Raw genomic sequence first — 20,964 nt, forward strand, 5'->3', positions numbered from 1 at the left:
GCTGATTCTCGGCCCTAGCATGACCGAAACACAACCCCCTCTCCGAGCATGAAGGCGTATGGAACAAACCTCGAATCTGCCCCACCCGACCCTGGACAAAACCAGCGGCTGGATCAACGGCTTTATCGGCGTGGTGATCTTCAGCGGCTCATTGCCGGCCACGCGTCTGGCCGTGCTGGAATTCGATCCGGTGTTTCTCACCGTGGCACGCGCAGCCATTGCCGGGTTGTGTGCGGTGGCGCTGTTGTGGCTGTTTCGCGAACCACGTCCGGCGCGCGAGCAGTGGTGGTCGCTGTTGATTGTCGCGCTCGGCGTGGTGCTCGGTTTTCCGTTGCTGACCGCGTTGGCCTTGCAACACGTGACCTCGGCGCATTCGATTGTGTTCGTCGGACTACTGCCGCTGGCCACCGCGATTTTCGGCGTGTTGCGCGGCGGTGAACGGCCACGACCGGTGTTCTGGATCTTCTCGATACTTGGCAGTGCGCTGGTGGTCGGATTCGCCCTGGCCCAGGGGCTGACCGCTTCGCCCACCGGCGACCTGCTGATGCTCGCCGCCATTCTGGCCTGCGGCCTCGGTTACGCCGAAGGCGCAAAACTGTCGCGAAGCCTCGGTGGCTGGCAGGTGATCTGCTGGGCCCTGGTGTTGGCGCTGCCGGTGATGGCGCTGCTGAGTCTGTGGCTGGCGCCCGCCTCGTTCCGCGACATTAGTCTGTCAGCGTGGCTTTGCCTGGCCTACGTCGCGTTGTTCAGCATGTTGATCGGCTTCGTTTTCTGGTATCGCGGCCTGGCTCAGGGCGGGATCGCGGCAGTCGGTCAGTTGCAGTTGCTGCAACCGTTTTTCGGCCTGGCCCTGGCCGCGACGCTGCTGCATGAACACGTCAGCCTCGGCATGCTGGCAGTGACGCTGGGCGTGATTTCATGCGTGGTCGGAGCGAAGAAATTCGCCAAATGACCTCAGTTGGCTGCCTTCCACGCTCGAGGACTGAGCCCGGTCTTGCGTCGAAACGCCCGGGCCAGCGCCGACGGACTTTCATAGCCGACTTCTTCGGCAATCAACGCAATCGGCTTGCCTTCGCGCAGACGTTTTTGCGCCAGACTGACTCGCCAGCTCAGCAGATAGTCCGCCGGTGGCTGCCCGACGACGCGGCGAAAGTGTTCGGCAAATCCTGCGCGGGACAGGTTGGCGGCGGCGGCAAGTTCGGCCACGCTCCACGGTTTTTCCGGTTGTTCGTGGATCAGATTCAGTGCACGTGACAGCCGTGGATCGGCCAGCCCGGCCATCATGCCCGGCTGCTGTTCACGACGCTCGATAAGGTGGCGCAACAACAGAATCACCAGCAATTCGAACAACCGGTCCATCACTGCCACCCGCCCGCAGTGCGCTTCGAAAGCCTCCTTGAACAACCACTCCAGCGTGCTGCCCAGCTCCGGTATCTCCGTGAGTTTGAGCACCAGATAATCCGGCAAGGCTGCCGCCAGGGCATTACCGGAACCGCCGTCAAATGTCAGCGTCGCGCAGACGATCCGGGGGTTCATGGCCTCGTCGGCGAACATCCGATGGGCAAAGGGGCCGGGAAAGAAAATCAGCGAGGGCTCATCGAGTCTGATTTCGCGCGCGTTGCCGGGTTTGAGCAGCAACTCGCCCGCTTGCAACAGGTGCACATGGCCACACGGTTCGTCGGCATGCACGCTGAGGCCGCAAAACGTGCCGCTGTGAAAGGTCCCGGCGTTTACGCCGAAATGGCTGAGCAAGGTGGAAAGGCGATCCATGGGCGACTCCGACGCAAATCTGCTGCTTTTTGGGTTGCACCGCTGACGCCGTGTCGCGAAGGCGCTTGGCCGGCAATTCTGGACGATCTGCCGCATATCCTCGACGATTTGCCGCCAAGGCGCCAGTTGCGCTGCCTAACATGGCCTCCATCCCCGCTGCACTTCGCCGCGGATTTTCGGAGAATCACCATGAGCCGCATCAACGCTATCAGCCTCGACACCGCCACTGACGCCACTCGCCCGGTACTGGAAGGCGTGAAAAAGAAGATCGGTTTCCTGCCGAATCTGTTCGCCACCCTGGCCCAGGCGCCGGTGGCGCTGGAAACCTACGTGCAAGCCTCGGCGATCCTCGGCAAAACCTCGCTCAGCGCCAAGGAAAAGGAAGCGGTGTACCTCGCCACGTCACAGGTCAACGGATGCGACTATTGCCTGGCAGCACACACGCTGTTTGCCGGCAAGGCCGGGCTGTCGGCCGAAGACATCGTCGCCGCGCGTCAGGGTGAACTCAACGCCTACGCCACGCTCGCCCGGCAGTTGACCGAGAGCCGCGGCCACTTGAACGACGAACAGATCGCCGCCGCACGCGCTGCCGGCATCAACGACGTGAAGATCATAGAAGTGATCGCGCTGGTGGCCGTGCAGACCCTGACCAACTATCTGAACAACACCGCGCTGACCGACATCGACTTTCCGGCCATCGCTTAAACGCAAAAACCAATGTGGGAGTGGGCTTGCCCGCGAAGGCGATGGATCACTCAACTTCAGCGTTGAATGACACGACGCCTTCGCGAGCAAGCCCGCTCCCATACAGGATCAGTGGTGCTCGACGCCGGCACGCTTGAGCAGTTTCTTGCAGCGCTCGGAGAGGTGAAACACCTGCAATTCCTTGCCCGCCTTGGCGTAGCGCTCGCGCAAGGTTTTCAGCGCCGCGATCGCTGAATAATCGACGAAGCTCAAATGCCGGCAATCCAGCGTCACCTTCGCCGGGTCGTTGGCCGGATCGAATTGATTGAGGAACGGCGTGGTCGAGGCAAAAAACAACGTGCCATGCAGGCGATAGAGTTTGCTGCCATCGGCCTCCAGATGTTCATCGGCGTACAACTCGCGAGCCTGCTGCCAGGCGAAATTGAGCGCGGCGATGATGATGCCGCACAGCACCGCCGTGGCCAGATCGGTGAACACGGTGATGGTCGTCACCGCAATGATCACCAGCACATCGTTGAGCGGCACTTTATTCAGCACCCGCAACGAGGCCCAGGCGAAGGTCTGCTGCGACACCACGAACATCACCCCTACCAGCGCCGCCAGCGGAATACGCTCGATCAGCGGCGACAGAAACAGGATAAACAACAGAATCAACACACCCGCCACCACACCCGACAGACGCCCGCGCCCGCCGGAACTGAGGTTGATCACCGTCTGGCCAATCATCGCGCAACCGCCCATGCCGCCGAATGCGCCGCTGACCATGTTCGCCGCGCCCAGCGCCACGCATTCGCGATCCGGATAGCCCCGGGTCTCGGTGATTTCATCGGTGAGGTTGAGGGTCAGCAGGGTTTCCAGCAACCCGACCAGCGCCATCAGGATTGCGTATGGCGCGATGATGCGCAGGGTTTCGAGATTCCATGCAATGTCCGGCAGCGCGAAAGTCGGCAGGCCACCGGCGATGTGTGCCATGTCGCCCAAAGTGCGGGTCGGCAGGCCAAACAGGTAGACCAGCAGGCCGACGCCGAGGATCGCCACCAGGGCCGGCGGCACCGCGCGGGTCAGGCGCGGCAGGAGATAGACGATGGCCATGGTCAACAGCACCAGCCCGGTCATCAGGTACAACGGCGTGCCGCTGAGCCAGGCTTCACCGTTCTTGAAATGCTCCAGTTGCGCCAGCGCAATGATGATCGCCAGACCGTTGACGAAACCGAGCATCACCGGGTGCGGCACCATGCGCACCAGCTTACCCAGACGCAGCAGCCCGAACGCCATCATGATCAGGCCGCCGAGCAACACTGTCGCCAGCAGGTATTGCACGCCGTGTTGCACCACCAGCGCGACGATGACCACCGCCATCGAACCCGCTGCACCGGAGACCATGCCCGGCCGGCCGCCAAACAAAGCGGTCAGCGTACAAATGATGAACGCGCCATACAGGCCCATCAGCGGGTTGAGGTGAGCCACCAGCGCAAACGCAATGCATTCGGGCAACAGGGCAAACGAGGTGGTGAGTCCGGCCAGGACATCGGCGCGCAGACGAATCGGTTTCATGGTTTACCTGACTGGGCGGCCGATGAGCACGGCCGCGGGTGTTCGCGGAAAAAGAGGGTTGCGGATGTTACGGAATTGTTCCGCCGCGGGCCAGTGAACGCTGACACTGATCAACCTGACCTTTATGCTGCGCGCTCGTGCTTTGAATGAGTGCAGAACATGCCGTGTTTTCTGACTGCCCGCGAAGTGAGCCAGCGTCTGCGTGAAGCCGCACTGGGCGTACTGACAGTTGAAGTGTGCGCAGCGCCAGGCGAATCCGCACTGATTGCAGTCGATATCGAAGGCTGGCGACTGCTGCTGGATTTTGCAGACGCGCAGTTACATCACTGTGAATACGCCCGCAGTGCCGATGGCCAGGAAGGTGCGCTCGATACCTGGCAGCGCTACGGCACTGATCCTGTGAGTTTGCTCAGTACCTGGGAATTGGCGCAGATCGAGCGGTTGCTGAAGGCCTGCACTCAAGCCTGACGCAAATCCAGCAGGTAGGTGTAGTAACCGGTGTCACGCACATAACCCAGCGATTCGTACAAGCTCTGCGCGGTGAGGTTATCGGTGGCGGTTTCCAATACCAGGCCCTTGGCGCCGGTTTGCAGGGCAAAGTCGCGGGCGCTGTTCATCAGCAGTCGGCCCACGCCGCGGCCACGAGCGGCAGGCGTGGTAAACAGATCGCTGAGCAGCCAGGTGCGGTGAGCATCAATGGAGGAAAACGTCGGGTACAACTGCACAAAACCGAGCGCTTCGCCGCTGTCATCCTCTGCGAAAAAGATCACCGATTCGTCGTTAGCCAGGCGTTCGGCGAGAAACGCCCGCGATTGCGCCAGGTTCGCCGGTTGCTGATAAAACCCCCGGTAGGCGTCGAACAACGGTGCCACCGCATCCAGATGTGTTGCGTCCGCTCGCCGCGCCTTGATGGTCATTTGCCCTTCCCCCTTCGTTTGAATGTTCGAACCAGCATAGCGCTGCGTGTCGAGTGCGCTGGCTTCATCGCTATATAGTTTTGTATATTGCGAAACCGATTTCGTCAGAACCTTCCCATGCCGTCCATTCTTACCGTGTATCCATGAGCGCCATCCGCGTTCGCAACGAACAGTCGATTCTGGCCGCCGCCAGCGAGGCATTCGCCGCCAACGGCTTCGACGCGACCCAGACCCGTGACATCGCGGCCCGCGCCGGGGTGCCCAAGGCCAACCTGTATTACTACTTCCAGACCAAGGAAAACCTGTACTGCAAAGTGCTGCTGGGTTTTGTCGAGCCACTGCTGGAAGCCTCGGCGGTGTTGCGTGAAAGCGATGACCCGCTGATTGGCCTGCGTGCCTACGTCGCCGCCAGAATTCGCATCGCCCGTGAACATCCGGCGGCTGCCAAGGTGTTCAGCAGCGAATTGCTGCTGGGTGGTCGCCAACTGCCCGCTGAGTGCCGCGACCTCTTGCACGCTGAGGCGCGACGCAATGTTGAGTGTTTGCGCAGCTGGATCGAGCGCGGTTTGCTGGCCCCGGTGGATCCGGAGCATTTGATGCTGTTCATCTGGTCGGCGACGCGCACATACACCAATATTGGCTGGCAGATGGGTTGCATCACTGGCCGACCCGAGCCGCAAGATGAGGACTACCAGACGGCAGCGCTGACGATCACGCGGATGGTGCTGGAAGGCGTGATGATGCCGCCGCGGACGGGGGAGATTCGTGGGGTTTTGTTTGCGACTTGAAGAGGCAGCCGCGCAACCCGGTCAGGGCATGAAGTCCAGAGGCAGAACCAATTCACCCCCCAGATCCCTGTGCCAGGCCCGCAAGGCGTCAGGCAAACGCCCTTTCCACTCGGCAACGTTGGTGTAGTAGCGCGCACGGGATTTACCCTGCTGGTCAAATACCAACACCACCAGCCAGATACGCTCATCCGGTGCACGCATCACAATCGCTGCATTGCTCGATGGCAGCCCCCGGACCCAGTATTTGCTGACTTCACCGTTGGGTACATCGACAGAGGCATCACCTGTCTGTGTAATGCCACAGTTTTGCAGAAGCACCTGATAGTCGCCGCCGAGAAGCGTGTGCACGATCTCGTTCTCTCGTCGAGTCTGTACCACGCCCAGTGTGAGCAAGTCATAACCCACCGCGACCGTTTGCTTCGATGCCACATACCGACCGCCGTAGTAAACACCCATCCCGGCACCGCAGTCGGAAGCATCGCCAGTCTGTGTCACGTCCATGAGTCCATTGAGCGCCGTGAACGTCAAAACGCAGTCTCCTTCTGCGTAACGGGCCTGCGTACCCTCCACAGTGGCGACCCCCTCCAGTTCACCCGAATGACTGCCGTTCGCCGCTGAAATATCGAAGGTGATCTGTGAGGCCCCCTTGCGCTGTGTTTTCAGCTCTGCCCCTTCTGAAACACCCCAGGGAATGAGCTGCCAGGTGCTATTCCAGGAAAACGGCTTGACCATGTATTCAAGGGCCGTGAGCCGCATCAGGTACTGCCGGCGTAAACAGGGGACCTGTTCGTTACATTGATTACGTTGCTTGAGCCATCCTCGCTGATCCGCTTTCAGGGCTTTCGGGTCGGCGACCTTTGCCACAGCGGACTGCCATGCCGAACCCAGTCTCTGGTCAAGATTGGAGAGATCCGGATCGGCACAAATGGTTTTTTCAGTCGGGGTGCCGGCACTGGCGCAATCGAAACTGCTGGCGTGGACGCCGGGGGCAACAGCGAACGCTGAGAGCATCAGGAGGTGACGGAGCTTGAGCGCGAACATCGGTAGATTCCATTCTTCAGACGGCGCGCAGTATGCCAGTGACGCTGACAGAAATCCTGGGGGAGCAGGCCTGCTCCCACAGGGGAATTGGATGTGTCGGTCAGAACCTGATTTCAGCAGCCGGTTTGACATCGATCCGCGCCACGGAGCCGGTCAGGTGCGCCAGATCCTTGTTGTGCTCGGCGATGATGTCCTCGGCGCTCATGTTGCCGTTGTCGAGGGTGGAATGGCCATCGGAAACGAGCACCACGTCGTAACCCAGTTGATGCGCCTGACGCACGGTGGCGTTGACGCAGTAGTCGGTCTGCAGACCGCAGATCACCAGTTGCTCGAAATCTTCACTGGGCAGCAGTTTGCGCAGTTCGGTCTGATAAAACGAATCCGGGGCAGTCTTGCGTACCCGCAGATCGCTGGCGGACGTTGCCAGTCCTTCGGCCAGTTGCCAGCCCTCGGCACCGTAGGCCAACGGGCTGTCCTTTTCCTCATGCTGGATCAGCACGACCGGCACGCCGGCCTTGCGCGCACGTGCGCCGAGGGCGTTGATCGTGTCGATCACGCGGTGAATGTCGTGGCACTGGTATTGGCCCGAGCAGAGAGCCCGCTGAACATCGATGATCAGTAATGCGGTGGTCATGATGAGCCTTCCTTGATCAATCCTTGAGACGGGGGCGGAACGCCGTCCGCCCCCTTTTTTACGCCGCTCAGTAACCCAGTGACAAGCCGGTATTGCGCCGTGGATCGTTGGCGCCGTAGAAGCGGTTCTTCCCTACCGGTTTGCCGCCCAGCGAAGGCGCACCGACCAGAATCGCCGCGATATGGTTGGCATCCTGCGGGCCGGCGAACTTGTGGCCCCAGCTCTCGAGGATTTTCTTCGTATCCGGACTGGCCGCGAAGTCTTCGAGGTTGGTTTCCTCCGGCATCCATTGCTGGTGGAAGCGCGGCGCGTCGACCGCTTCCTGCAGGCCCATGCCGTAGTCGATGACGTTGAGCATGGTCAGCAAGGTCGCGGTGATGATCCGGCTGCCGCCCGGCGTGCCGACCACCATGACCACTTTGCCGTCCTTGGTGACGATGGTCGGGCTCATCGAGGACAGCGGCGCCTTGCCGGGAGCGATGGCATTGGCCTCGCCCTGCACCAGACCATACATGTTCGGCACGCCGACCTTGGAGGTGAAGTCGTCCATTTCATCGTTGAGGATCACCCCGGTCTTGCTCGCCATCACGCCGGCGCCGAACCAGTCATTGAGGGTGTAAGTGACCGACACCGCGTTGCCCCACTTGTCGACGATCGAATAGTGAGTGGTGTTGCTGCCTTCATGAGGGGCCACGCCAGGCTTCAGCTCCGCCGAAACACCGGCCTTCTGCGGCTGGATCGCGTTGCGCAGTTTGGTCGCGTAGTTCTTGTCGAGCAGATGTTCGAGCGGGTTCTTCACGAAATCCGGGTCGCCGAGGTAGCTGTTGCGATCCACGTAAGCGTGGCGCATCGCTTCGATCTGGTAGTGCATGCCCTGGGCCGAGTGAAAGCCCAGATCCTTCATCGGATAACCTTCGAGGATATTCATGATCTGGCAGATCACCACGCCGCCGGAACTCGGTGGTGGCGCCGACACCACGTGGTAGCCACGGTAATCGCATTCCACCGGGGCCAGTTCCCGGGTCTTGTATTTGTCGAGGTCGGCCTGAGTGATGATGCCCTTGTTGGCCTGACTGGACGTGACAATCGCGTCGGCCACCCAGCCTTTATAGAAACCGTCGGCGCCCTTCTCGGAAATGGTGCGCAGGGTTTTGCCCAGATCCTTCTGCACCAGTTTCTGCCCGACCTGCATCGGTTCGCCGTTGTGCAGGAAAATCGAGCCGGAATCGCGCATGTCCTTCTTGAACACGTCGGTGGCGTACTCCAGCAGTTCGACGTCGCCCTGCTGCAGTTCAAACCCGTCTTCGGCCAGTTTGATGGCCGGAGCGATCATTTCCTTGCGCGGCTTGGTGCCGTATTTGCTCAGCGCCAGTTCCATGCCCGAAACGGTGCCCGGCACGCCGACCGCCAAGTGGCCTCGGGTGCTCAGATCGGGCACGACGTTGCCGTCCTTGTCGAGGTACATATTGGCGGTCGCCGCCAGCGGGGCTTTTTCACGGAAATCGAGGAAGGTCTTGCGCCCGTCCGCCAGTTGAATCGTCATGAAACCGCCGCCACCGAGGTTGCCCGCCGCGGGATAAACCACCGCCAGCGCATAACCGACGGCAACCGCCGCATCTACCGCGTTACCGCCGCTTTTCAGTACATCGACACCGACATGCGTGGCCAGATGTTGCGCCGTGACGACCATACCGTTCTCAGCGGCAACCGGTGCCACCGAGGCGGCGTGAGCCATAAGGCAACTGAGTGCCAGTGAGGTCGCGATCAGCGATTTGGCCAAAGGTTCGTACTTCATGAGTCGATCTCTTTTTTTGTTTTAGGGGCTGTGCAAAACAGAGGGGAACGCTTCAAGAGCAACAAGCAGTATGGTCGGCTTTGCGTATTGCGCCTCCCCGATCAGGCAGTATGCTGAGCGCTGTTCATCCTCTGATCCGGAGCTGGTCACCATGTCGTATACGTTCATCACCCTGCCCTCACCGGTCGGTGAGCTGAAGCTGGTCGCGAACGGTTCACGACTGGTGGCCATCCTCTGGGAAAACGACAAACCCAATCGCGTACGTCTCGGGCCGATGAGCGAGGCGCCGGACAATCCGCTGCTGATGAAAACCGCTCGGCAACTTGCAGAATATTTTGCCGGACAAAGGCATTGCTTCGATCTGGAGCTGGACTTTGTCGGCACCGACTTCCAGAAAAAAGTCTGGGCGGCGCTGCTGACCATTCCGTTTGGCGAGACGCGAACCTATAGCCAGATTGCCGAGCAGATCGGCCATCCCGCTGCCGTGCGGGCCGTCGGTGCGGCCAATGGGAAAAATCCGCTTTCGATTGTTGCGCCGTGTCATCGTGTGATTGGTGCCTCGGGAAAATTGACCGGGTTCGCCGGGGGGCTGGAGGCCAAGGAGCGCTTGCTGGTGCTTGAAGGTGGGCAGCGGCCCGGCACGGGGCGGCTGGAGGGTTTTTAAAGAAAAGATCGCAGCCTTCGGCAGCGCCTCCAGGGGACTGAATTTCAATGGAGGTGCTCTTTTGATCGCTAAGCAAAGAGCCCGGCAGCGCTACCGGGCCCTTTGGCTCACTTACTCAGCCAGCTTCACTCCATTGATCAGCGGACCATAACGCTGGCTGAACTCCCAGTTGTACGGCACATGATCCTTGCTGCTGCCGTTGTCCCAGTTCACCGACCAGGTCATCAGCCCCTTGATCGGATGCCCCTTGATTGCCAGACGCTTGAGCGCATTGCCCACCGCCGCTTTGTCGATCACGTAACCGGTCGCCGCCGCATCGACGTTGGCCGGCAAGCCGATGACGAACTTCTCGGCAGGAATCCTGGTGAACCCGCGAGTGCCGGTCACCAGGCTTTCGGTCAGGTAATACAGGAAGTCCTCCTTCAGCGCATCGTTGTTCTGGGCGATCCACGCGCCAGCGCCGCTGTTGGCCTCCGGCACCCAGATGCCATCGCCGCCCTGGTTGTAGAACTGCGGGGCGATGAAGTCGTAGTAGCCTTCCAGCGCTTGCAGGTAACCGACATATTTGCCGGTGCTGGTCAGGTACGGAAACTCCGGTGCCATGCTGATGATGAAGTGCTTGCCCTGGCCTGCGTAGTGATCCTTGACCAGTTTCAGCGCAGCCGGCAGGACGGTCTTGTTGGCAGCGGAATCAATCGCGCTCTGTTCAAGATCAATGTCCAGCCCGTCGAAGCCGTAGGTTTCCACCAGACGGATGATTTCGTTGGCCAGTGGCTGTTCCTGCCCCGCGCGCAACTCGATCTGCGCATCGGCGCCACCGAGGGAAATCAGCACCGCCCGGCCCTGACTGTTGAGAACGCCGACCTGGCGGCGGAACTCGGCGTCGGACAGGTTATACGGCCTGAAGGTTGGAATCCCGCTGCCCTTCATGAACGCTACGGCAACCACGTTGTATTCCTTGGGCACCGCTTCCAGAGCGAGCTCGGCGAAGCGCCCCTGACGGTAGCCGTCGCTCGGCCCCGCGGGCCAGTTGTGCCAGAAGCCCATGAGGATCTTTTTACCGGCGATGCTTGGCATCAGTGAGGCGGCATCGCTCGTGGTGTTTTGCATTAAAGAAAAGTCGATTTTTGACATGTTCTAATCCTTCAGAACGTGTGGGTTCAGGGTGATGACGACTTATTTGAAGTCGACGTCGAAGGCCTGATAGAAGGCGTTACCGGTGTTGGCGACGATCCACATCAGCACGATGACGTGGTGGCCCTTTTTGTTGGCCGGCAGTTTCACCGCGTGATTGACCTTGGCCTTCAGCTCATTGGGATAGCTGTAGTAAGGCACCTGCGTGTAAAAATCCTCGAAGAACGGCTGGGCTTCCAGTTGCGCACGGGTGATGCGTTGTTTCGGGTCCCAGCCATCCTTGGTGATCAGCCAGCGATAGCCACGAGTGGTGTGTGGCGCGGTGTATTCCCATTGGATGTCGAGGGTCTGCCCCGGGGTGACATTGAGCAGCGGCCAAGTGAACGGGCGGCCGAGTTTTTTGCTCATCTCTTCCTGGGTGAAGTTCACGCAGTCACGGGCATCGGTCTTGCCACCGCTGAGGATGTAGCCATCGGCAGGCGGCGTGACACTGTCGGAGTCAGTCTGGTAAGGCGCCGGAAAAGGCCCGGCAGCCAGCGCCGGGAAATTCTTGCCGCCTTCCATTTCGTTGACCTGCCAGGCGCCGAGCAATCCTTGCTCGATCGCCACCGCACCGCGGCTGGCCGGGGAGATGACGCGACCGTGTCGCAGTTGGGTTTGTGCTTGTGGTTGATTCATGTTTTTCACTCCGTTGATTTAAGAACTCTCCATTCCGAGGAGAGGCCTTCAAGCTAACGGAGGTGATTTTTTTGTCCATCGGCGGTTTTGTCGCAGCCTGCCGGGACACAATCGGTAAAACAGCGAAAATACTGGATATATGTACAGTTAAGTGCGGCGAATCTCACTCGACGCATAGGCAAAGACCTACACGTCAAGGTTACGAAATCGCGCATTCACGCGTCACGGCAGTTGCGCCTGGAACTCCTTTTCGTATTGCCCGGCCAGCTGTTCTTTCTGTTTGTCGTCGAGCAGTTTCCCGGCCATCTGGAAGAACTTCTGTTCCTCTTCCTTGAGGTGATGGTGCACCTTGTCCGAGAGTTTTTTCGCGGTCGCGAGCCACGCCGGACTGGACATCTCGGTCTCGTCGAGCTCTTCCATCATTTCGTCCATCTCATGGTGTTCGGAAATGGCGTGGCGGCTGAGATCGACACCGTTGTCGAATTCCATCAGCGGGATATAGAAGTGGCGCTCTTCAGCGGTTTCATGGGCCTGCAGTTCGGCCTTGAGCTGCTTGTAGGCTTCAACGCGCTCCGGCGTATCGCCGCTGGTCGCGATCAGGGCTTTGGCGTAGGTACGCTGGCGGTCATGGCTTTCACGAAGGGCTTCAAAAATATTCATGGGGGGTCCTCATCAACCGCGTGCTGGAATGACGCTGTAAAGGCTAGACCGCAACGCGGGAGCGGCGGTTCCAAACGGTTGGGGCAAGGGCTTTGAAGATGCCCCCTAGACAGGCTAGGCTGCGGGTTCACACTACAAGGACGTCACGCATGAAGTTGCGCATCGAGCAGTCGCAGAACAACACCGAAGAAGAACGCCAGGCCATTCTGGCGCCCCTGCATGCCTACAACGTCGCCAAGGCCGGGATCGCGGTATCGGAGCCGCTCACCCTGCTGGTGCGCGACGATGACAACCAGATCCTTGGCGGGCTGTATGGGCGGCTGGTGTGCCAGTGGCTGTTTATCGATTTGCTGTCAGTGCCCGAGGCTGGCCGCGGTCAGGGTGTTGGATCGAAGCTGATGCGCATGGCCGAAGACCTGGCGCGAGAGAAAGGCTGCATCGGGGCATGGCTCGACACCTTCGACTTTCAGGCGCCGGCGTTCTACGAAAAGCTCGGGTATAGCCAGTTTGGGGAAATCGACGACTACCCGCCGGGACATAAACGGCATTTTTTCCAGAAGCGCTTGATCGTTTGAAGGGGCCGGCCCCTTCGCGGGCAAGCCTGCTCCCACAGGTTTTTTGGTGAGGCTTAAATCTTCAGCGACACACAAAATCCTGTGGGGCTTGCCCGCGCTGAGGCTGGCCGCATCAATGCATGATCAAAGGCAGGTCGCCAACGCCGCCAAGCGCCGCTTGGCGACAAAATCATCCTTTTGCACGTAGTAATTCAGCGTCGTGCCCGAAGGCCCGGTCGTCACATCGACAAACGACTCGGCGGAACGCGTGTACACCGTCGTACCCCCCTGTTTGCGCGGTTCCAGATAGGCGGCGGCATCCACGCCGAACACCGCTTCGTCCTGCCAGCCGAATTGCACGCACTGGGCCACGTTTTTCTCGGGCTTGTCCGAGGTCATGACTTTGTACGGCGTTCTCGTGCGAGCATCATCCATCACCGAACCCGCGCACCCGGCCAGCAGTGTTGCCGCCAGCGCTACCATCAGAATTCGCATTGTTTTCGCTCAGTCAGAAAAAAGCGGACTGTAGCACCGCAGCGGCAGGAATCGTTCTGCTTTACTGCATTTATCACGCGACACACGCCGACAGCTACGGCAACCTACGGTCATCAGCCTCACAAGGAAAACCCATGGCGCCTACCGACCAGCGACATGAACATGCCCTGCAACTGTTTCTCGACGCGCGACCTGACTTGCGCGAAACCCTCGACAACCTCAACCCACTGCTGGCCCAGGCCAAAGGCGAAACCCAGGCCCAGTATCGCGAAGAGCGTCTGCACGAAGCATTTGAGGCGGAGGCCGAGAGCAAGGGCCTGTTTGCCTGGGAACTGACCCTGCAACTGACCACCGATTCGCCGCAGGAATATCGCGCGCAGCGCCTGGAGGTGCATCGCGAAGTCGCAGAAATGGCTGGCATGGACTGGCTGGAATATTGCGACCTGTATGGCATAGAACCTTAATCGCTGCGCAAGGACACCTGCACCCATGCTGCCATCCGCCTCGACTCACCGCGCCAGCCCCGGCCACCTGCACACGCAAAAGTGGCGCGGGCGTGTGGGCCTGGCGCTGGTGGCCAGCCTATCGGTACTCGCGGGCATGACCGATGCGATCGGCTTCATGGCCAGCGGCGACTTTGTTTCGTTCATGAGTGGCAATACCACACGCCTGGCCGTGGCGATCAGCGATGGTGATTTCGGGCTGACCGTGCGCCTGATAATCCTCGTCGCGACCTTTATTGTCGGTAACGCCTTGGGCGTGCTCGTTGCTCGCCTCGGTGGCCGCCGGGCGCTGCCGCTGCTGCTGTGTATCGCCAGCCTGCTCTGCGCGGCGGCAATCTGGCCGTATGACGCACAATTGCCGGCGCTGCTGGCGGCGATCATTGCGATGGGCATGCTCAACGCGTCGGTCGAGGAAGTGAATGGCCTCCCGGTCGGGCTGACCTATGTCACCGGCGCCCTGTCACGCTTTGGCCGTGGCCTGGGCCGCTGGTTGCTCGGCGAACGCCGCAATGGCTGGCGGGTGCAGCTGGTGCCGTGGAGCGGGATGTTTATCGGCGCGATTCTTGGCGCGGTGCTGGAACACCATTTTGGCCTCAAGGCGATGTTGGCCAGTGGTGTACTGGCCGCGATGCTGGGCGTGCTGTCCCTGGCCATTCCGCGTCGTTGGCAGTTGGGCTACATGCCCCGTTGAAATGCGACCCTGTGGGGTCATGTGCATGACTTCGGTTTCGCGGATGACTTCATAAAGCTTTATCATGGCCGCAGTTTCGCTGATCGAGTCCGTCATGAAGTTCGCCATTGCGCTGTTTTCCGCCGCCCATGCGCCCTCCTCGCGCCGCGCCCTGCTGTTTGCCCAGGCGGCACTGGCCGGGGGGCATGAGATTGTCCGGCTGTTTTTCTACCAGGATGGCGTCTACAACGCTTCCGACGCGGTGGTCACCCCGCAGGACGAACTCGACCTGCCCAAACAATGGCGTGCGTTCATCACCGAGCAGCAACTCGATGGCGTGGTGTGCATCGCCGCCGCCCTGCGCCGTGGTGCCTTGAACGGCGAAGAAGCCAAACGCTATCAGCGTGACGCCGTGTCCGTCAGCGCGCCGTGGGAGCTGTCCGGTCTTGGCCAGTTGCACGACGCCGCGCAGGATGCCGACCGTTTGATCTGTTTCGGAGGCGCATGACATGGCCAAATCCCTGTTGATCATCAGTCGCCAATCGCCTTGGTCCGGCCCCGGCGCCCGCGAAGCACTGGATATCGTGCTGGCCGGTGGCGCCTTCGACCTGCCGATCGGCCTGCTGTTTCTCGACGACGGCGTGCTGCAACTGGCCGCCGGGCAAAACGCCAAAGCCTTGCAGCAGAAGGACCTGAGCGCCAACCTGCAGGCGCTGCCGATGTTCGGTGTTGAAGAACTGTTCTATTGCGCCGACAGCGCCAGCCTGCGTGGGCTGAGCGATCTGTCGCTGGACGAGGCGCAGCCGCTCGCCGCCGAGCAAATCACCGCCCTTATTGACCGTTACGACCAGGTGATCACCCTCTGATGTCGACTTTGCATGTGTTGTCTCATTCTCCGTTCGGCGACGATCGCCTGAGCAGTTGCCTGCGCGTGATCGGCACGGCCGACGCCTTGCTGCTGTGCGGCGACGCCGTGTATGCCTTGCAATCCGGCACCGTGCCATTCACGGCGCTGCAAAGCCGTCAGCTGCAACTGTTCGTCCTCACCGAAGACGCCCAGGCCCGCGCCCAGCAGATTCCGGATTGGGCCGAAGCCATCGACTACCCGGCCTTCGTCGAATTGTCGATCCACCACGACAAGGTCAACAGCTGGCTATGAATTCCCTGACCGTCGGCACCCGCGCTATCGAACTGGACAAGGATGGCTTTCTGGTTGACCTCGCAGACTGGTCCCACGATGTCGCGGGCGCCCTCGCCGCCGCCGAAGACATCGAACTGACCGCCGAACACTGGGAAGTCCTCGAACTGTTGCGCAGCTTTTACGCCGAATTCCAGCTGTCGCCGGCCACGCGCCCGCTGATCAAGTACACCGCGTTGAAACTCGGCGCGGAAAAAGGCAACAGCCTGCACCTGAACCGACTGTTCAAAGGCACCCCTGCCAAACTCGCCGCGAAACTGGCGGGCCTGCCCAAACCGACGAATTGCTTATGACTGACTTTCCAGCGCTGACCCTCGAAACACCCGCCGAACACCCGTTCGCTCAATTTGTGCGGATCCTCGGCAAGGGCAAGCGCGGCGCCCGCGACCTGACCCGCGAGGAAGCCCGAGAGGCGATGGGCATGGTGCTCGACGATAAGGTCGAAGACACCCAGCTCGGCGCCTTTCTGATGCTGCTTCGGCACAAGGAAGAAAGCGCCGAGGAAATGGCCGGTTTCACCGAAGCCTTGCGCGAGCGTTTGCAGACGCCGGCGCTGAACGTCGACCTCGACTGGCCGACCTACGCTGGCAAAAAACGTCATCTGCCGTGGTACCTGCTGGCGGCCAAATGCCTGGCGCAAAACGGCGTGCGGATTTTCATGCATGGCGGCGGCGCCCACACCGCCGGGCGCCTGTATACCGAGCAACTGCTCGGTGAACTGCAGATCCCGTTGTGCCGCACCTGGCAACAGGTCGGCAGCGCACTGGACAACGGCGGCCTGGCGTTCATGCCGCTGATGGACTGGGCGCCGCAGCTGCAGAAGATGATCGACCTGCGCAATACCATGGGCCTGCGCTCGCCGATCCACTCGCTGGCACGGATTCTCAATCCGCTGCGCGCGCGTTGTGGTCTGCAGAGTATTTTCCACCCGGGTTATCAAGCCGTGCACCGAGAGGCCAGCGGCCTGCTCGGCGACACGGCGATTGTGGTCAAGGGCGACGGCGGTGAAATCGAGATCAATCCGGACGCCGACAGCCACTTGTACGGCACCGCCGGCGGCGAGAGCTGGGACGAGGAATGGCCGCAGCTATCGAGCCAGCGCCACGTCAAACCGGCCGCGCTGGACATCGAGCATCTGAAAGCGGTGTGGCGCGGCGAGGTGGTCGACAGCTATCCGCAATTGGCCCTGATTTCGACCATGGCCCTGGCCCTGCGCGGGCTTGGCCAAAGCCGCGAGCAAGCCTTCGAAACCGCCGAACGCTACTGGGCCGCGCGGAACAAATCGATTTAACCGATCATTCACGCCCGATCTTTGCGCTTTTTGTTCGAACCCATCGGAATAGACTCGACTCCAACGTTTATTGGTTTATGGAGTCTTGATCATGGGTTTACTCGTCGATGGCCACTGGCAGGACAAGTGGTACGAAAGCAGCAAGGACGGCGCGTTCCAGCGCGAACAGGCGCAGCGGCGTCACTGGGTCACCGCTGACGGCCAGCCGGGGCCGAGCGGTGAAGGCGGTTTTGCCGCTGAAGCCGGACGCTACCACCTCTACGTGTCCCTCGCCTGCCCGTGGGCACACCGCACGCTGATCCTGCGCAAACTCAAGGGTCTGGAAAAGCTGATCGACGTCTCGGTGGTCAGTTGGCTGATGCTGGAAAACGGCTGGACCTTCGACAAGGCTCTCGGCTCGACCGGCGACAAACTCGATCACTTCGACTTCATGCACCAGCGCTACACCGCCGACACCCCGGACTACACCGGGCGCGTCACGGTGCCGGTGCTGTGGGACAAGCAGCTCAAGCGCATTGTCAGCAATGAGTCGGCGGAAATTATCCGCATGTTCAACAGCGCCTTCGACAACCTCACCGGCAACGACCTGGACTTCTACCCGGCACCGTTACGCGGCGAGATCGACGCGCTGAACGAGCGGATCTACCCGGCAGTGAACAACGGCGTGTATCGCGCCGGCTTCGCCACCTCGCAACAGGCCTATGAAGCGGCGTTCGATGAGGTGTTTGCCGAGCTGGATCATCTGGAGCAGTTGCTGGGCGCCAACCGCTACCTGAGCGGTGAGTTCCTGACTGAAGCGGATGTGCGTCTGTTTACTACGATGATTCGCTTCGACGCGGTGTATCACGGCCACTTCAAGTGCAATTTGCGGCGGATTGCCGACTACCCGAACCTGTCTAACTGGTTGCGTGAGCTGTATCAGTGGCCGGGGATTGCCGAGACCGTGGACTTTCAGCACATCAAACATCACTACTACGGCAGTCACAAGACGATCAACCCGACGGGGGTTGTGCCGAAGGGGCCGGCGCAGGATTTCAGTGTGGCCCATGATCGGGCGCGGCTGAGCGGGAAAGGGGTTTGGCGCAGGGGCTGATTGATTCGCTGATTTTGAGGACGCCATCGCTGGCAAGCCAGCTCCCACAGGGATCTGTATAAAGCTGAAAATTGCAGCTTCAATACAAACCCATGGGAGCTGGCTTGCCAGCGATAGAGGCGACGCGGTTTTCAAACCTGCGCCTGAGCACCCTCGAACCACGCCAGTTTCTCGCGCAGTTGCACCACTTCACCCACGATCACCAGCGTCGGCGCATGCACTTCATGCTCCGCCACCAGACGCGGCAAATCAGCCAAGGTGCCGGTAAACACCCGCTGATTGACCGTGGTGCCCTGCTGGATCAACGCCGCCGGGGTATCGGCCGAGCGACCGTGTTTGATCAACTGCTCGCAGATCACCGGCAACCCGACCAGGCCCATGTAGAACACCAGGGTCTGCGCCGGGGCAACCAGGTCGGCCCAAAGCAGATCGGTGGAGCCGTCCTTCAGGTGCCCGGTGACGAAGCGCACTGACTGCGCGTAATCGCGATGGGTCAGCGGAATCCCGGCATACGCCGCGCAACCGCTGGCCGCCGTGATCCCCGGTACCACCTGGAACGGAATACCGTGAGCCGCGAGTTCTTCGATCTCTTCACCGCCACGGCCGAAGATGAACGGATCACCGCCCTTCAACCGCACCACACGCTTGCCGGCCTTGGCCAGATCGACCAGTTGCTGATTGATCTGATCCTGCGGCACGGCGTGATCGGCGCGACGCTTGCCGACGTAGATCCGCTCGGCATCGCGACGGCACAGCTCAAGAATCGCCGGCGCTACCAGACGGTCGTACAGCACCACATCGGCTTGCTGCATCAGACGCAGGGCGCGGAAGGTCAGCAGGTCCGGATCGCCCGGCCCGGCACCCACCAGATACACTTCACCGGTGGTGATGTCCGCTTCGCCATCAATCTTGGCTTGCAGCAGACGCTCGGCCTCGCCACCCTGCCCGGCCAGTTGCCGGTCGGCAATCGGGCCCTGAAACACGTCTTCCCAGAAACCGCGACGTTGCTGCACATCCGGAAACAGGTTCTTCACCTGATTGCGGAAACGCGCGGCCAGACCGGCCAACTGGCCGTAGGTCGAGGGAATCCAGGTTTCGATCTTGGCGCGAATCAACCGCGCCAGTACCGGCGCATCGCCGCCGCTAGACACTGCGATGATCAACGGCGAACGATCGACGATCGCCGGAAAGATCACGCTGCACAATTGCGGCGCATCCACCACGTTGACCGGTACGCAGCGCCGATGGGCATCGCTGGACACTTGGGCATTGAGCGCCTCGTCGTCGGTGGCGGCGATGATCAGCACGCAACCGTCCAGATCCGCCTCGCCGTAACCGCGCAACAGGCAATCACCACCCGAGGCGGTGATCAGTTCACGCAGTTGCGGTTCGATTTCAGGTGCGACCACCCGCAGCAGCGCACCGGCATCGGCCAGCAGGCGGGATTTGCGCAAGGCAATCTCCCCCCCACCGACAACCAACACACGACTGCCGCGCAGGTTGTGAAACAGCGGCAGATATTTCATTTAGCCGATGACCTCAAGGCCACCCATGTACGGCTTCAGCACGTCCGGTACGCGGATCGAGCCGTCAGCCTGCTGGTAGTTTTCCAGCACGGCCACCAGGGTACGACCGACAGCCAGACCCGAGCCGTTCAGGGTGTGCACCAGCTCAGGCTTGCCGGTTTCCGGGTTGCGGAAACGCGCCTGCATGCGGCGGGCCTGGAAGTCGCCGCAGTTGGAGCACGACGAAATTTCCCGGTATTTGTCCTGGCTCGGGATCCACACTTCCAGGTCGTAGGTCTTCACGGCACTGAAGCCCATGTCGCCGGTGCACAGCGCCAGAGTGCGGTAAGGCAGACCCAGCAGTTGCAGGACTTTCTCGGCGTTGGCAGTCAGGCCTTCCAGCGCTTCCATCGACGTCGACGGCTCGACGATCTGGACCATTTCGACTTTGTCGAACTGGTGCTGACGGATCATGCCGCGAGTGTCGCGACCCGATGCGCCGGCTTCGCTGCGGAAGCACGGGGTGTGGGCGACGAATTTGATCGGCAGTTGCTTCGAGTCGACGATTTCACCGGCCACGATGTTGGTCAGCGACACTTCGGCGGTCGGGATCAGGTACAAATCGGCCTCGCCTTCGCGAGCGATCTTGAACAGGTCCTCTTCGAACTTCGGCAGTTGCCCGGTGCCTTGCAGCGCTGGAGCCTGAACCAGATAAGGCGTGTAAGCCTCTTCGTAGCCGTGCTCGTTGACGTGCAGGTTGATCATGAATTGCGCCAGGGCGCGGTGCAGACGAGCGATCGGCCCGCGCAGCAGGGCGAAACGTGCGCCGGACAGTTTGGCGGCCGTTTCAAAGTCGAGCCAGCCGAACTTCTCGCCCAGGGCAACGTGGTCTTTCACTTCAAAGTCGAAGGCGGTCGGGGTGCCCCAGCGGCGCACTTCGACGTTGTCGTCTTCGTCTTTGCCGACCGGCACCGATTCGTGCGGCAGGTTCGGGATACCCAGCAGGATCGAGTCCAGTTCGGTCTGGATCGCGTCCAGCTCGACCTTGCCGGCACTCAGCTCGCCCGCCATGCGCTCGACGTCCGCCATCAACGGTGCGATGTCTTCGCCGCGCTGCTTGGCCTGACCGATGGATTTGGAACGCGCGTTACGCTCAGCCTGCAGTGCTTCGGTGCGGGTCTGGACGGTCTTGCGCTGTTCTTCCAGCGCTTCGATGCGCGCGGTATCCAGGGCAAAGCCACGGGAAGCCAGGCGGTCCGCTACGTCCTGAAGGTTGCTACGTAACAGTTTGGAATCGAGCATGTCGGTTTCTCGT

At 60.9% G+C, this 20,964-nt stretch carries 25 protein-coding genes and 1 pseudogene; 14 read left to right on the plus strand and 12 right to left on the minus strand.

Annotated features, from left to right (window positions below):
• Positions 1-58 precede the first annotated feature (58 nt).
• Positions 59-952 (plus strand): DMT family transporter, encoded by an 894-nt coding sequence (locus tag HV782_RS18185; RefSeq protein WP_186744341.1) that lies wholly within the window; start codon positions 59-61, stop codon positions 950-952.
• A 2-nt stretch (positions 953-954) separates the two neighbouring features.
• On the opposite strand, the gene HV782_RS18190 is transcribed toward HV782_RS18185, so the two are convergent.
• The gene (locus tag HV782_RS18190) at positions 955-1,770 is read right to left on the minus strand and encodes an AraC family transcriptional regulator (RefSeq protein WP_186744343.1); all 816 of its coding nucleotides are present in this window, start codon (positions 1,768-1,770) and stop codon (positions 955-957) included.
• Positions 1,771-1,959: 189 nt separating this feature from the next.
• On the opposite strand from HV782_RS18190, the gene HV782_RS18195 reads away from it, so the two are divergent.
• A complete protein-coding gene (locus HV782_RS18195) occupies positions 1,960-2,475 on the plus strand; it encodes a carboxymuconolactone decarboxylase family protein (RefSeq protein ID WP_128614197.1) in 516 nt (171 codons plus the stop codon).
• A gap of 108 nt (positions 2,476-2,583) precedes the next feature.
• Here HV782_RS18195 and HV782_RS18200 read toward each other — a convergent pair whose 3' ends face one another.
• A complete protein-coding gene (locus HV782_RS18200) occupies positions 2,584-4,029 on the minus strand; it encodes a SulP family inorganic anion transporter (RefSeq protein WP_123462531.1) in 1,446 nt (481 codons plus the stop codon).
• A gap of 159 nt (positions 4,030-4,188) precedes the next feature.
• Between HV782_RS18200 and HV782_RS18205 the strand changes: the two genes are divergently transcribed.
• On the plus strand, positions 4,189-4,497 hold the full coding sequence (locus HV782_RS18205; protein WP_123462529.1) for a DUF7693 family protein: 309 nt from the start codon (positions 4,189-4,191) through the stop codon (positions 4,495-4,497).
• Here the strand turns inward: HV782_RS18205 and HV782_RS18210 are convergent.
• Positions 4,488-4,946: a GNAT family N-acetyltransferase gene (locus HV782_RS18210; RefSeq protein ID WP_186744345.1), complete on the minus strand. Its 459-nt coding sequence runs from the start codon at positions 4,944-4,946 to the stop codon at positions 4,488-4,490. The genes HV782_RS18205 and HV782_RS18210 overlap by 10 nt on opposite strands.
• Positions 4,947-5,089: 143 nt before the next feature.
• Here HV782_RS18210 and HV782_RS18215 point away from each other — a divergent pair, with 143 nt between their 5' ends.
• The gene (locus HV782_RS18215) at positions 5,090-5,734 is read left to right on the plus strand and encodes a TetR/AcrR family transcriptional regulator (RefSeq protein WP_186744346.1); all 645 of its coding nucleotides are present in this window, start codon (positions 5,090-5,092) and stop codon (positions 5,732-5,734) included.
• Positions 5,735-5,755: 21 nt separating this feature from the next.
• Here the strand turns inward: HV782_RS18215 and HV782_RS18220 are convergent, their stop codons facing one another.
• From HV782_RS18220 to ggt, 3 genes are all read right to left on the minus strand, one after another.
• Positions 5,756-6,775: a lysozyme inhibitor LprI family protein gene (locus HV782_RS18220; protein WP_128614202.1), complete on the minus strand. Its 1,020-nt coding sequence runs from the start codon at positions 6,773-6,775 to the stop codon at positions 5,756-5,758.
• A gap of 100 nt (positions 6,776-6,875) precedes the next feature.
• Positions 6,876-7,409 (minus strand): cysteine hydrolase family protein, encoded by a 534-nt coding sequence (locus HV782_RS18225; protein ID WP_123462521.1) that lies wholly within the window; start codon positions 7,407-7,409, stop codon positions 6,876-6,878.
• A 67-nt stretch (positions 7,410-7,476) separates the two neighbouring features.
• Complete coding sequence (ggt, locus tag HV782_RS18230) at positions 7,477-9,204, minus strand: gamma-glutamyltransferase (RefSeq protein WP_186744347.1); 1,728 nt, start codon at positions 9,202-9,204, stop codon at positions 7,477-7,479.
• A gap of 151 nt (positions 9,205-9,355) precedes the next feature.
• Between ggt and HV782_RS18235 the strand changes: the two genes are divergently transcribed.
• The gene (locus HV782_RS18235; protein WP_123462517.1) at positions 9,356-9,868 is read left to right on the plus strand and encodes a methylated-DNA--[protein]-cysteine S-methyltransferase; all 513 of its coding nucleotides are present in this window, start codon (positions 9,356-9,358) and stop codon (positions 9,866-9,868) included.
• 132 nt (positions 9,869-10,000) lie between these two features.
• Here HV782_RS18235 and HV782_RS18240 read toward each other — a convergent pair.
• The 3 genes and pseudogenes from HV782_RS18240 to HV782_RS18250 form a co-directional block, all read right to left on the minus strand.
• Positions 10,001-11,002: pseudogene (locus HV782_RS18240) on the minus strand (chitinase); the annotation flags it as partial.
• Between the two features lie 42 nt (positions 11,003-11,044).
• Positions 11,045-11,680 carry a lytic polysaccharide monooxygenase auxiliary activity family 9 protein gene (locus HV782_RS18245; protein ID WP_123462513.1) on the minus strand — a complete coding sequence of 212 codons (636 nt, stop codon included), beginning with the start codon at positions 11,678-11,680 and terminating at the stop codon, positions 11,045-11,047.
• Between the two features lie 222 nt (positions 11,681-11,902).
• Positions 11,903-12,340, minus strand: coding sequence for a hemerythrin domain-containing protein (locus HV782_RS18250; RefSeq protein ID WP_123462512.1), 438 nt, complete (start codon positions 12,338-12,340; stop codon positions 11,903-11,905).
• 149 nt (positions 12,341-12,489) lie between these two features.
• On the opposite strand from HV782_RS18250, the gene HV782_RS18255 reads away from it, so the two are divergent.
• Entirely contained in the window at positions 12,490-12,915 is a 426-nt protein-coding gene (locus HV782_RS18255) for a GNAT family N-acetyltransferase (protein ID WP_123462510.1), read from the plus strand.
• A 123-nt stretch (positions 12,916-13,038) separates the two neighbouring features.
• Here HV782_RS18255 and HV782_RS18260 read toward each other — a convergent pair whose 3' ends face one another.
• Complete coding sequence (locus HV782_RS18260) at positions 13,039-13,389, minus strand: hypothetical protein (RefSeq protein ID WP_186744348.1); 351 nt, start codon at positions 13,387-13,389, stop codon at positions 13,039-13,041.
• Between the two features lie 134 nt (positions 13,390-13,523).
• Between HV782_RS18260 and HV782_RS18265 the strand changes: the two genes are divergently transcribed.
• The 8 genes from HV782_RS18265 (at position 13,524) to HV782_RS18300 (ending at position 18,144) form a co-directional block, all read left to right on the plus strand.
• Positions 13,524-13,853 carry a DUF6388 family protein gene (locus HV782_RS18265; protein WP_123462960.1) on the plus strand — a complete coding sequence of 110 codons (330 nt, stop codon included), beginning with the start codon at positions 13,524-13,526 and terminating at the stop codon, positions 13,851-13,853.
• A gap of 25 nt (positions 13,854-13,878) precedes the next feature.
• Positions 13,879-14,583, plus strand: coding sequence for a YoaK family protein (locus HV782_RS18270; protein WP_186744349.1), 705 nt, complete (start codon positions 13,879-13,881; stop codon positions 14,581-14,583).
• 94 nt (positions 14,584-14,677) lie between these two features.
• Entirely contained in the window at positions 14,678-15,070 is a 393-nt protein-coding gene (gene tusD, locus HV782_RS18275) for a sulfurtransferase complex subunit TusD (protein WP_128614206.1), read from the plus strand.
• A gap of 1 nt (position 15,071) precedes the next feature.
• On the plus strand, positions 15,072-15,428 hold the full coding sequence (tusC, locus tag HV782_RS18280) for a sulfurtransferase complex subunit TusC (RefSeq protein WP_123462504.1): 357 nt from the start codon (positions 15,072-15,074) through the stop codon (positions 15,426-15,428).
• The gene (tusB, locus tag HV782_RS18285; protein ID WP_186744350.1) at positions 15,428-15,721 is read left to right on the plus strand and encodes a sulfurtransferase complex subunit TusB; all 294 of its coding nucleotides are present in this window, start codon (positions 15,428-15,430) and stop codon (positions 15,719-15,721) included. The genes tusC and tusB overlap by 1 nt, the downstream gene beginning before the upstream one ends.
• The gene (locus HV782_RS18290; protein ID WP_123462500.1) at positions 15,718-16,053 is read left to right on the plus strand and encodes a TusE/DsrC/DsvC family sulfur relay protein; all 336 of its coding nucleotides are present in this window, start codon (positions 15,718-15,720) and stop codon (positions 16,051-16,053) included. Before tusB ends, HV782_RS18290 begins: the two co-directional genes overlap by 4 nt.
• Positions 16,050-17,051 (plus strand): glycosyl transferase family protein, encoded by a 1,002-nt coding sequence (locus tag HV782_RS18295; RefSeq protein ID WP_186744351.1) that lies wholly within the window; start codon positions 16,050-16,052, stop codon positions 17,049-17,051. Before HV782_RS18290 ends, HV782_RS18295 begins: the two co-directional genes overlap by 4 nt.
• Positions 17,052-17,142: 91 nt before the next feature.
• Positions 17,143-18,144 carry a glutathione S-transferase family protein gene (locus tag HV782_RS18300; RefSeq protein ID WP_128615706.1) on the plus strand — a complete coding sequence of 334 codons (1,002 nt, stop codon included), beginning with the start codon at positions 17,143-17,145 and terminating at the stop codon, positions 18,142-18,144.
• 131 nt (positions 18,145-18,275) lie between these two features.
• Here the strand turns inward: HV782_RS18300 and cysG are convergent, their stop codons facing one another.
• Positions 18,276-19,670 carry a siroheme synthase CysG gene (gene cysG, locus HV782_RS18305; protein ID WP_123462494.1) on the minus strand — a complete coding sequence of 465 codons (1,395 nt, stop codon included), beginning with the start codon at positions 19,668-19,670 and terminating at the stop codon, positions 18,276-18,278.
• Positions 19,671-20,951 carry a serine--tRNA ligase gene (gene serS, locus HV782_RS18310; RefSeq protein ID WP_123462492.1) on the minus strand — a complete coding sequence of 427 codons (1,281 nt, stop codon included), beginning with the start codon at positions 20,949-20,951 and terminating at the stop codon, positions 19,671-19,673.
• Between the last annotated feature and the right edge of the window lie 13 nt (positions 20,952-20,964).

The sequence above is a fragment of the Pseudomonas monsensis genome, from assembly GCF_014268495.2.
GTDB lineage: Bacteria > Pseudomonadota > Gammaproteobacteria > Pseudomonadales > Pseudomonadaceae > Aquipseudomonas > Aquipseudomonas monsensis.

Bases quoted from the DNA above. Each gene is read 5' to 3' on its own strand.
- HV782_RS18185 (WP_186744341.1), top strand. From the start codon at position 59: ATGGAACAAACCTCGAATCTGCCCCACCCGACCCTGGACAAAACCAGC.
- HV782_RS18190 (WP_186744343.1), bottom strand. From the start codon at position 1,770: ATGGATCGCCTTTCCACCTTGCTCAGCCATTTCGGCGTAAACGCCGGG.
- HV782_RS18195 (WP_128614197.1), top strand. From the start codon at position 1,960: ATGAGCCGCATCAACGCTATCAGCCTCGACACCGCCACTGACGCCACT.
- HV782_RS18200 (WP_123462531.1), bottom strand. From the start codon at position 4,029: ATGAAACCGATTCGTCTGCGCGCCGATGTCCTGGCCGGACTCACCACC.
- HV782_RS18205 (WP_123462529.1), top strand. From the start codon at position 4,189: ATGCCGTGTTTTCTGACTGCCCGCGAAGTGAGCCAGCGTCTGCGTGAA.
- HV782_RS18210 (WP_186744345.1), bottom strand. From the start codon at position 4,946: ATGACCATCAAGGCGCGGCGAGCGGACGCAACACATCTGGATGCGGTG.
- HV782_RS18215 (WP_186744346.1), top strand. From the start codon at position 5,090: ATGAGCGCCATCCGCGTTCGCAACGAACAGTCGATTCTGGCCGCCGCC.
- HV782_RS18220 (WP_128614202.1), bottom strand. From the start codon at position 6,775: ATGTTCGCGCTCAAGCTCCGTCACCTCCTGATGCTCTCAGCGTTCGCT.
- HV782_RS18225 (WP_123462521.1), bottom strand. From the start codon at position 7,409: ATGACCACCGCATTACTGATCATCGATGTTCAGCGGGCTCTCTGCTCG.
- ggt (WP_186744347.1), bottom strand. From the start codon at position 9,204: ATGAAGTACGAACCTTTGGCCAAATCGCTGATCGCGACCTCACTGGCA.
- HV782_RS18235 (WP_123462517.1), top strand. From the start codon at position 9,356: ATGTCGTATACGTTCATCACCCTGCCCTCACCGGTCGGTGAGCTGAAG.
- HV782_RS18245 (WP_123462513.1), bottom strand. From the start codon at position 11,680: ATGAATCAACCACAAGCACAAACCCAACTGCGACACGGTCGCGTCATC.
- HV782_RS18250 (WP_123462512.1), bottom strand. From the start codon at position 12,340: ATGAATATTTTTGAAGCCCTTCGTGAAAGCCATGACCGCCAGCGTACC.
- HV782_RS18255 (WP_123462510.1), top strand. From the start codon at position 12,490: ATGAAGTTGCGCATCGAGCAGTCGCAGAACAACACCGAAGAAGAACGC.
- HV782_RS18260 (WP_186744348.1), bottom strand. From the start codon at position 13,389: ATGCGAATTCTGATGGTAGCGCTGGCGGCAACACTGCTGGCCGGGTGC.
- HV782_RS18265 (WP_123462960.1), top strand. From the start codon at position 13,524: ATGGCGCCTACCGACCAGCGACATGAACATGCCCTGCAACTGTTTCTC.
- HV782_RS18270 (WP_186744349.1), top strand. From the start codon at position 13,879: ATGCTGCCATCCGCCTCGACTCACCGCGCCAGCCCCGGCCACCTGCAC.
- tusD (WP_128614206.1), top strand. From the start codon at position 14,678: ATGAAGTTCGCCATTGCGCTGTTTTCCGCCGCCCATGCGCCCTCCTCG.
- tusC (WP_123462504.1), top strand. From the start codon at position 15,072: ATGGCCAAATCCCTGTTGATCATCAGTCGCCAATCGCCTTGGTCCGGC.
- tusB (WP_186744350.1), top strand. From the start codon at position 15,428: ATGTCGACTTTGCATGTGTTGTCTCATTCTCCGTTCGGCGACGATCGC.
- HV782_RS18290 (WP_123462500.1), top strand. From the start codon at position 15,718: ATGAATTCCCTGACCGTCGGCACCCGCGCTATCGAACTGGACAAGGAT.
- HV782_RS18295 (WP_186744351.1), top strand. From the start codon at position 16,050: ATGACTGACTTTCCAGCGCTGACCCTCGAAACACCCGCCGAACACCCG.
- HV782_RS18300 (WP_128615706.1), top strand. From the start codon at position 17,143: ATGGGTTTACTCGTCGATGGCCACTGGCAGGACAAGTGGTACGAAAGC.
- cysG (WP_123462494.1), bottom strand. From the start codon at position 19,670: ATGAAATATCTGCCGCTGTTTCACAACCTGCGCGGCAGTCGTGTGTTG.
- serS (WP_123462492.1), bottom strand. From the start codon at position 20,951: ATGCTCGATTCCAAACTGTTACGTAGCAACCTTCAGGACGTAGCGGAC.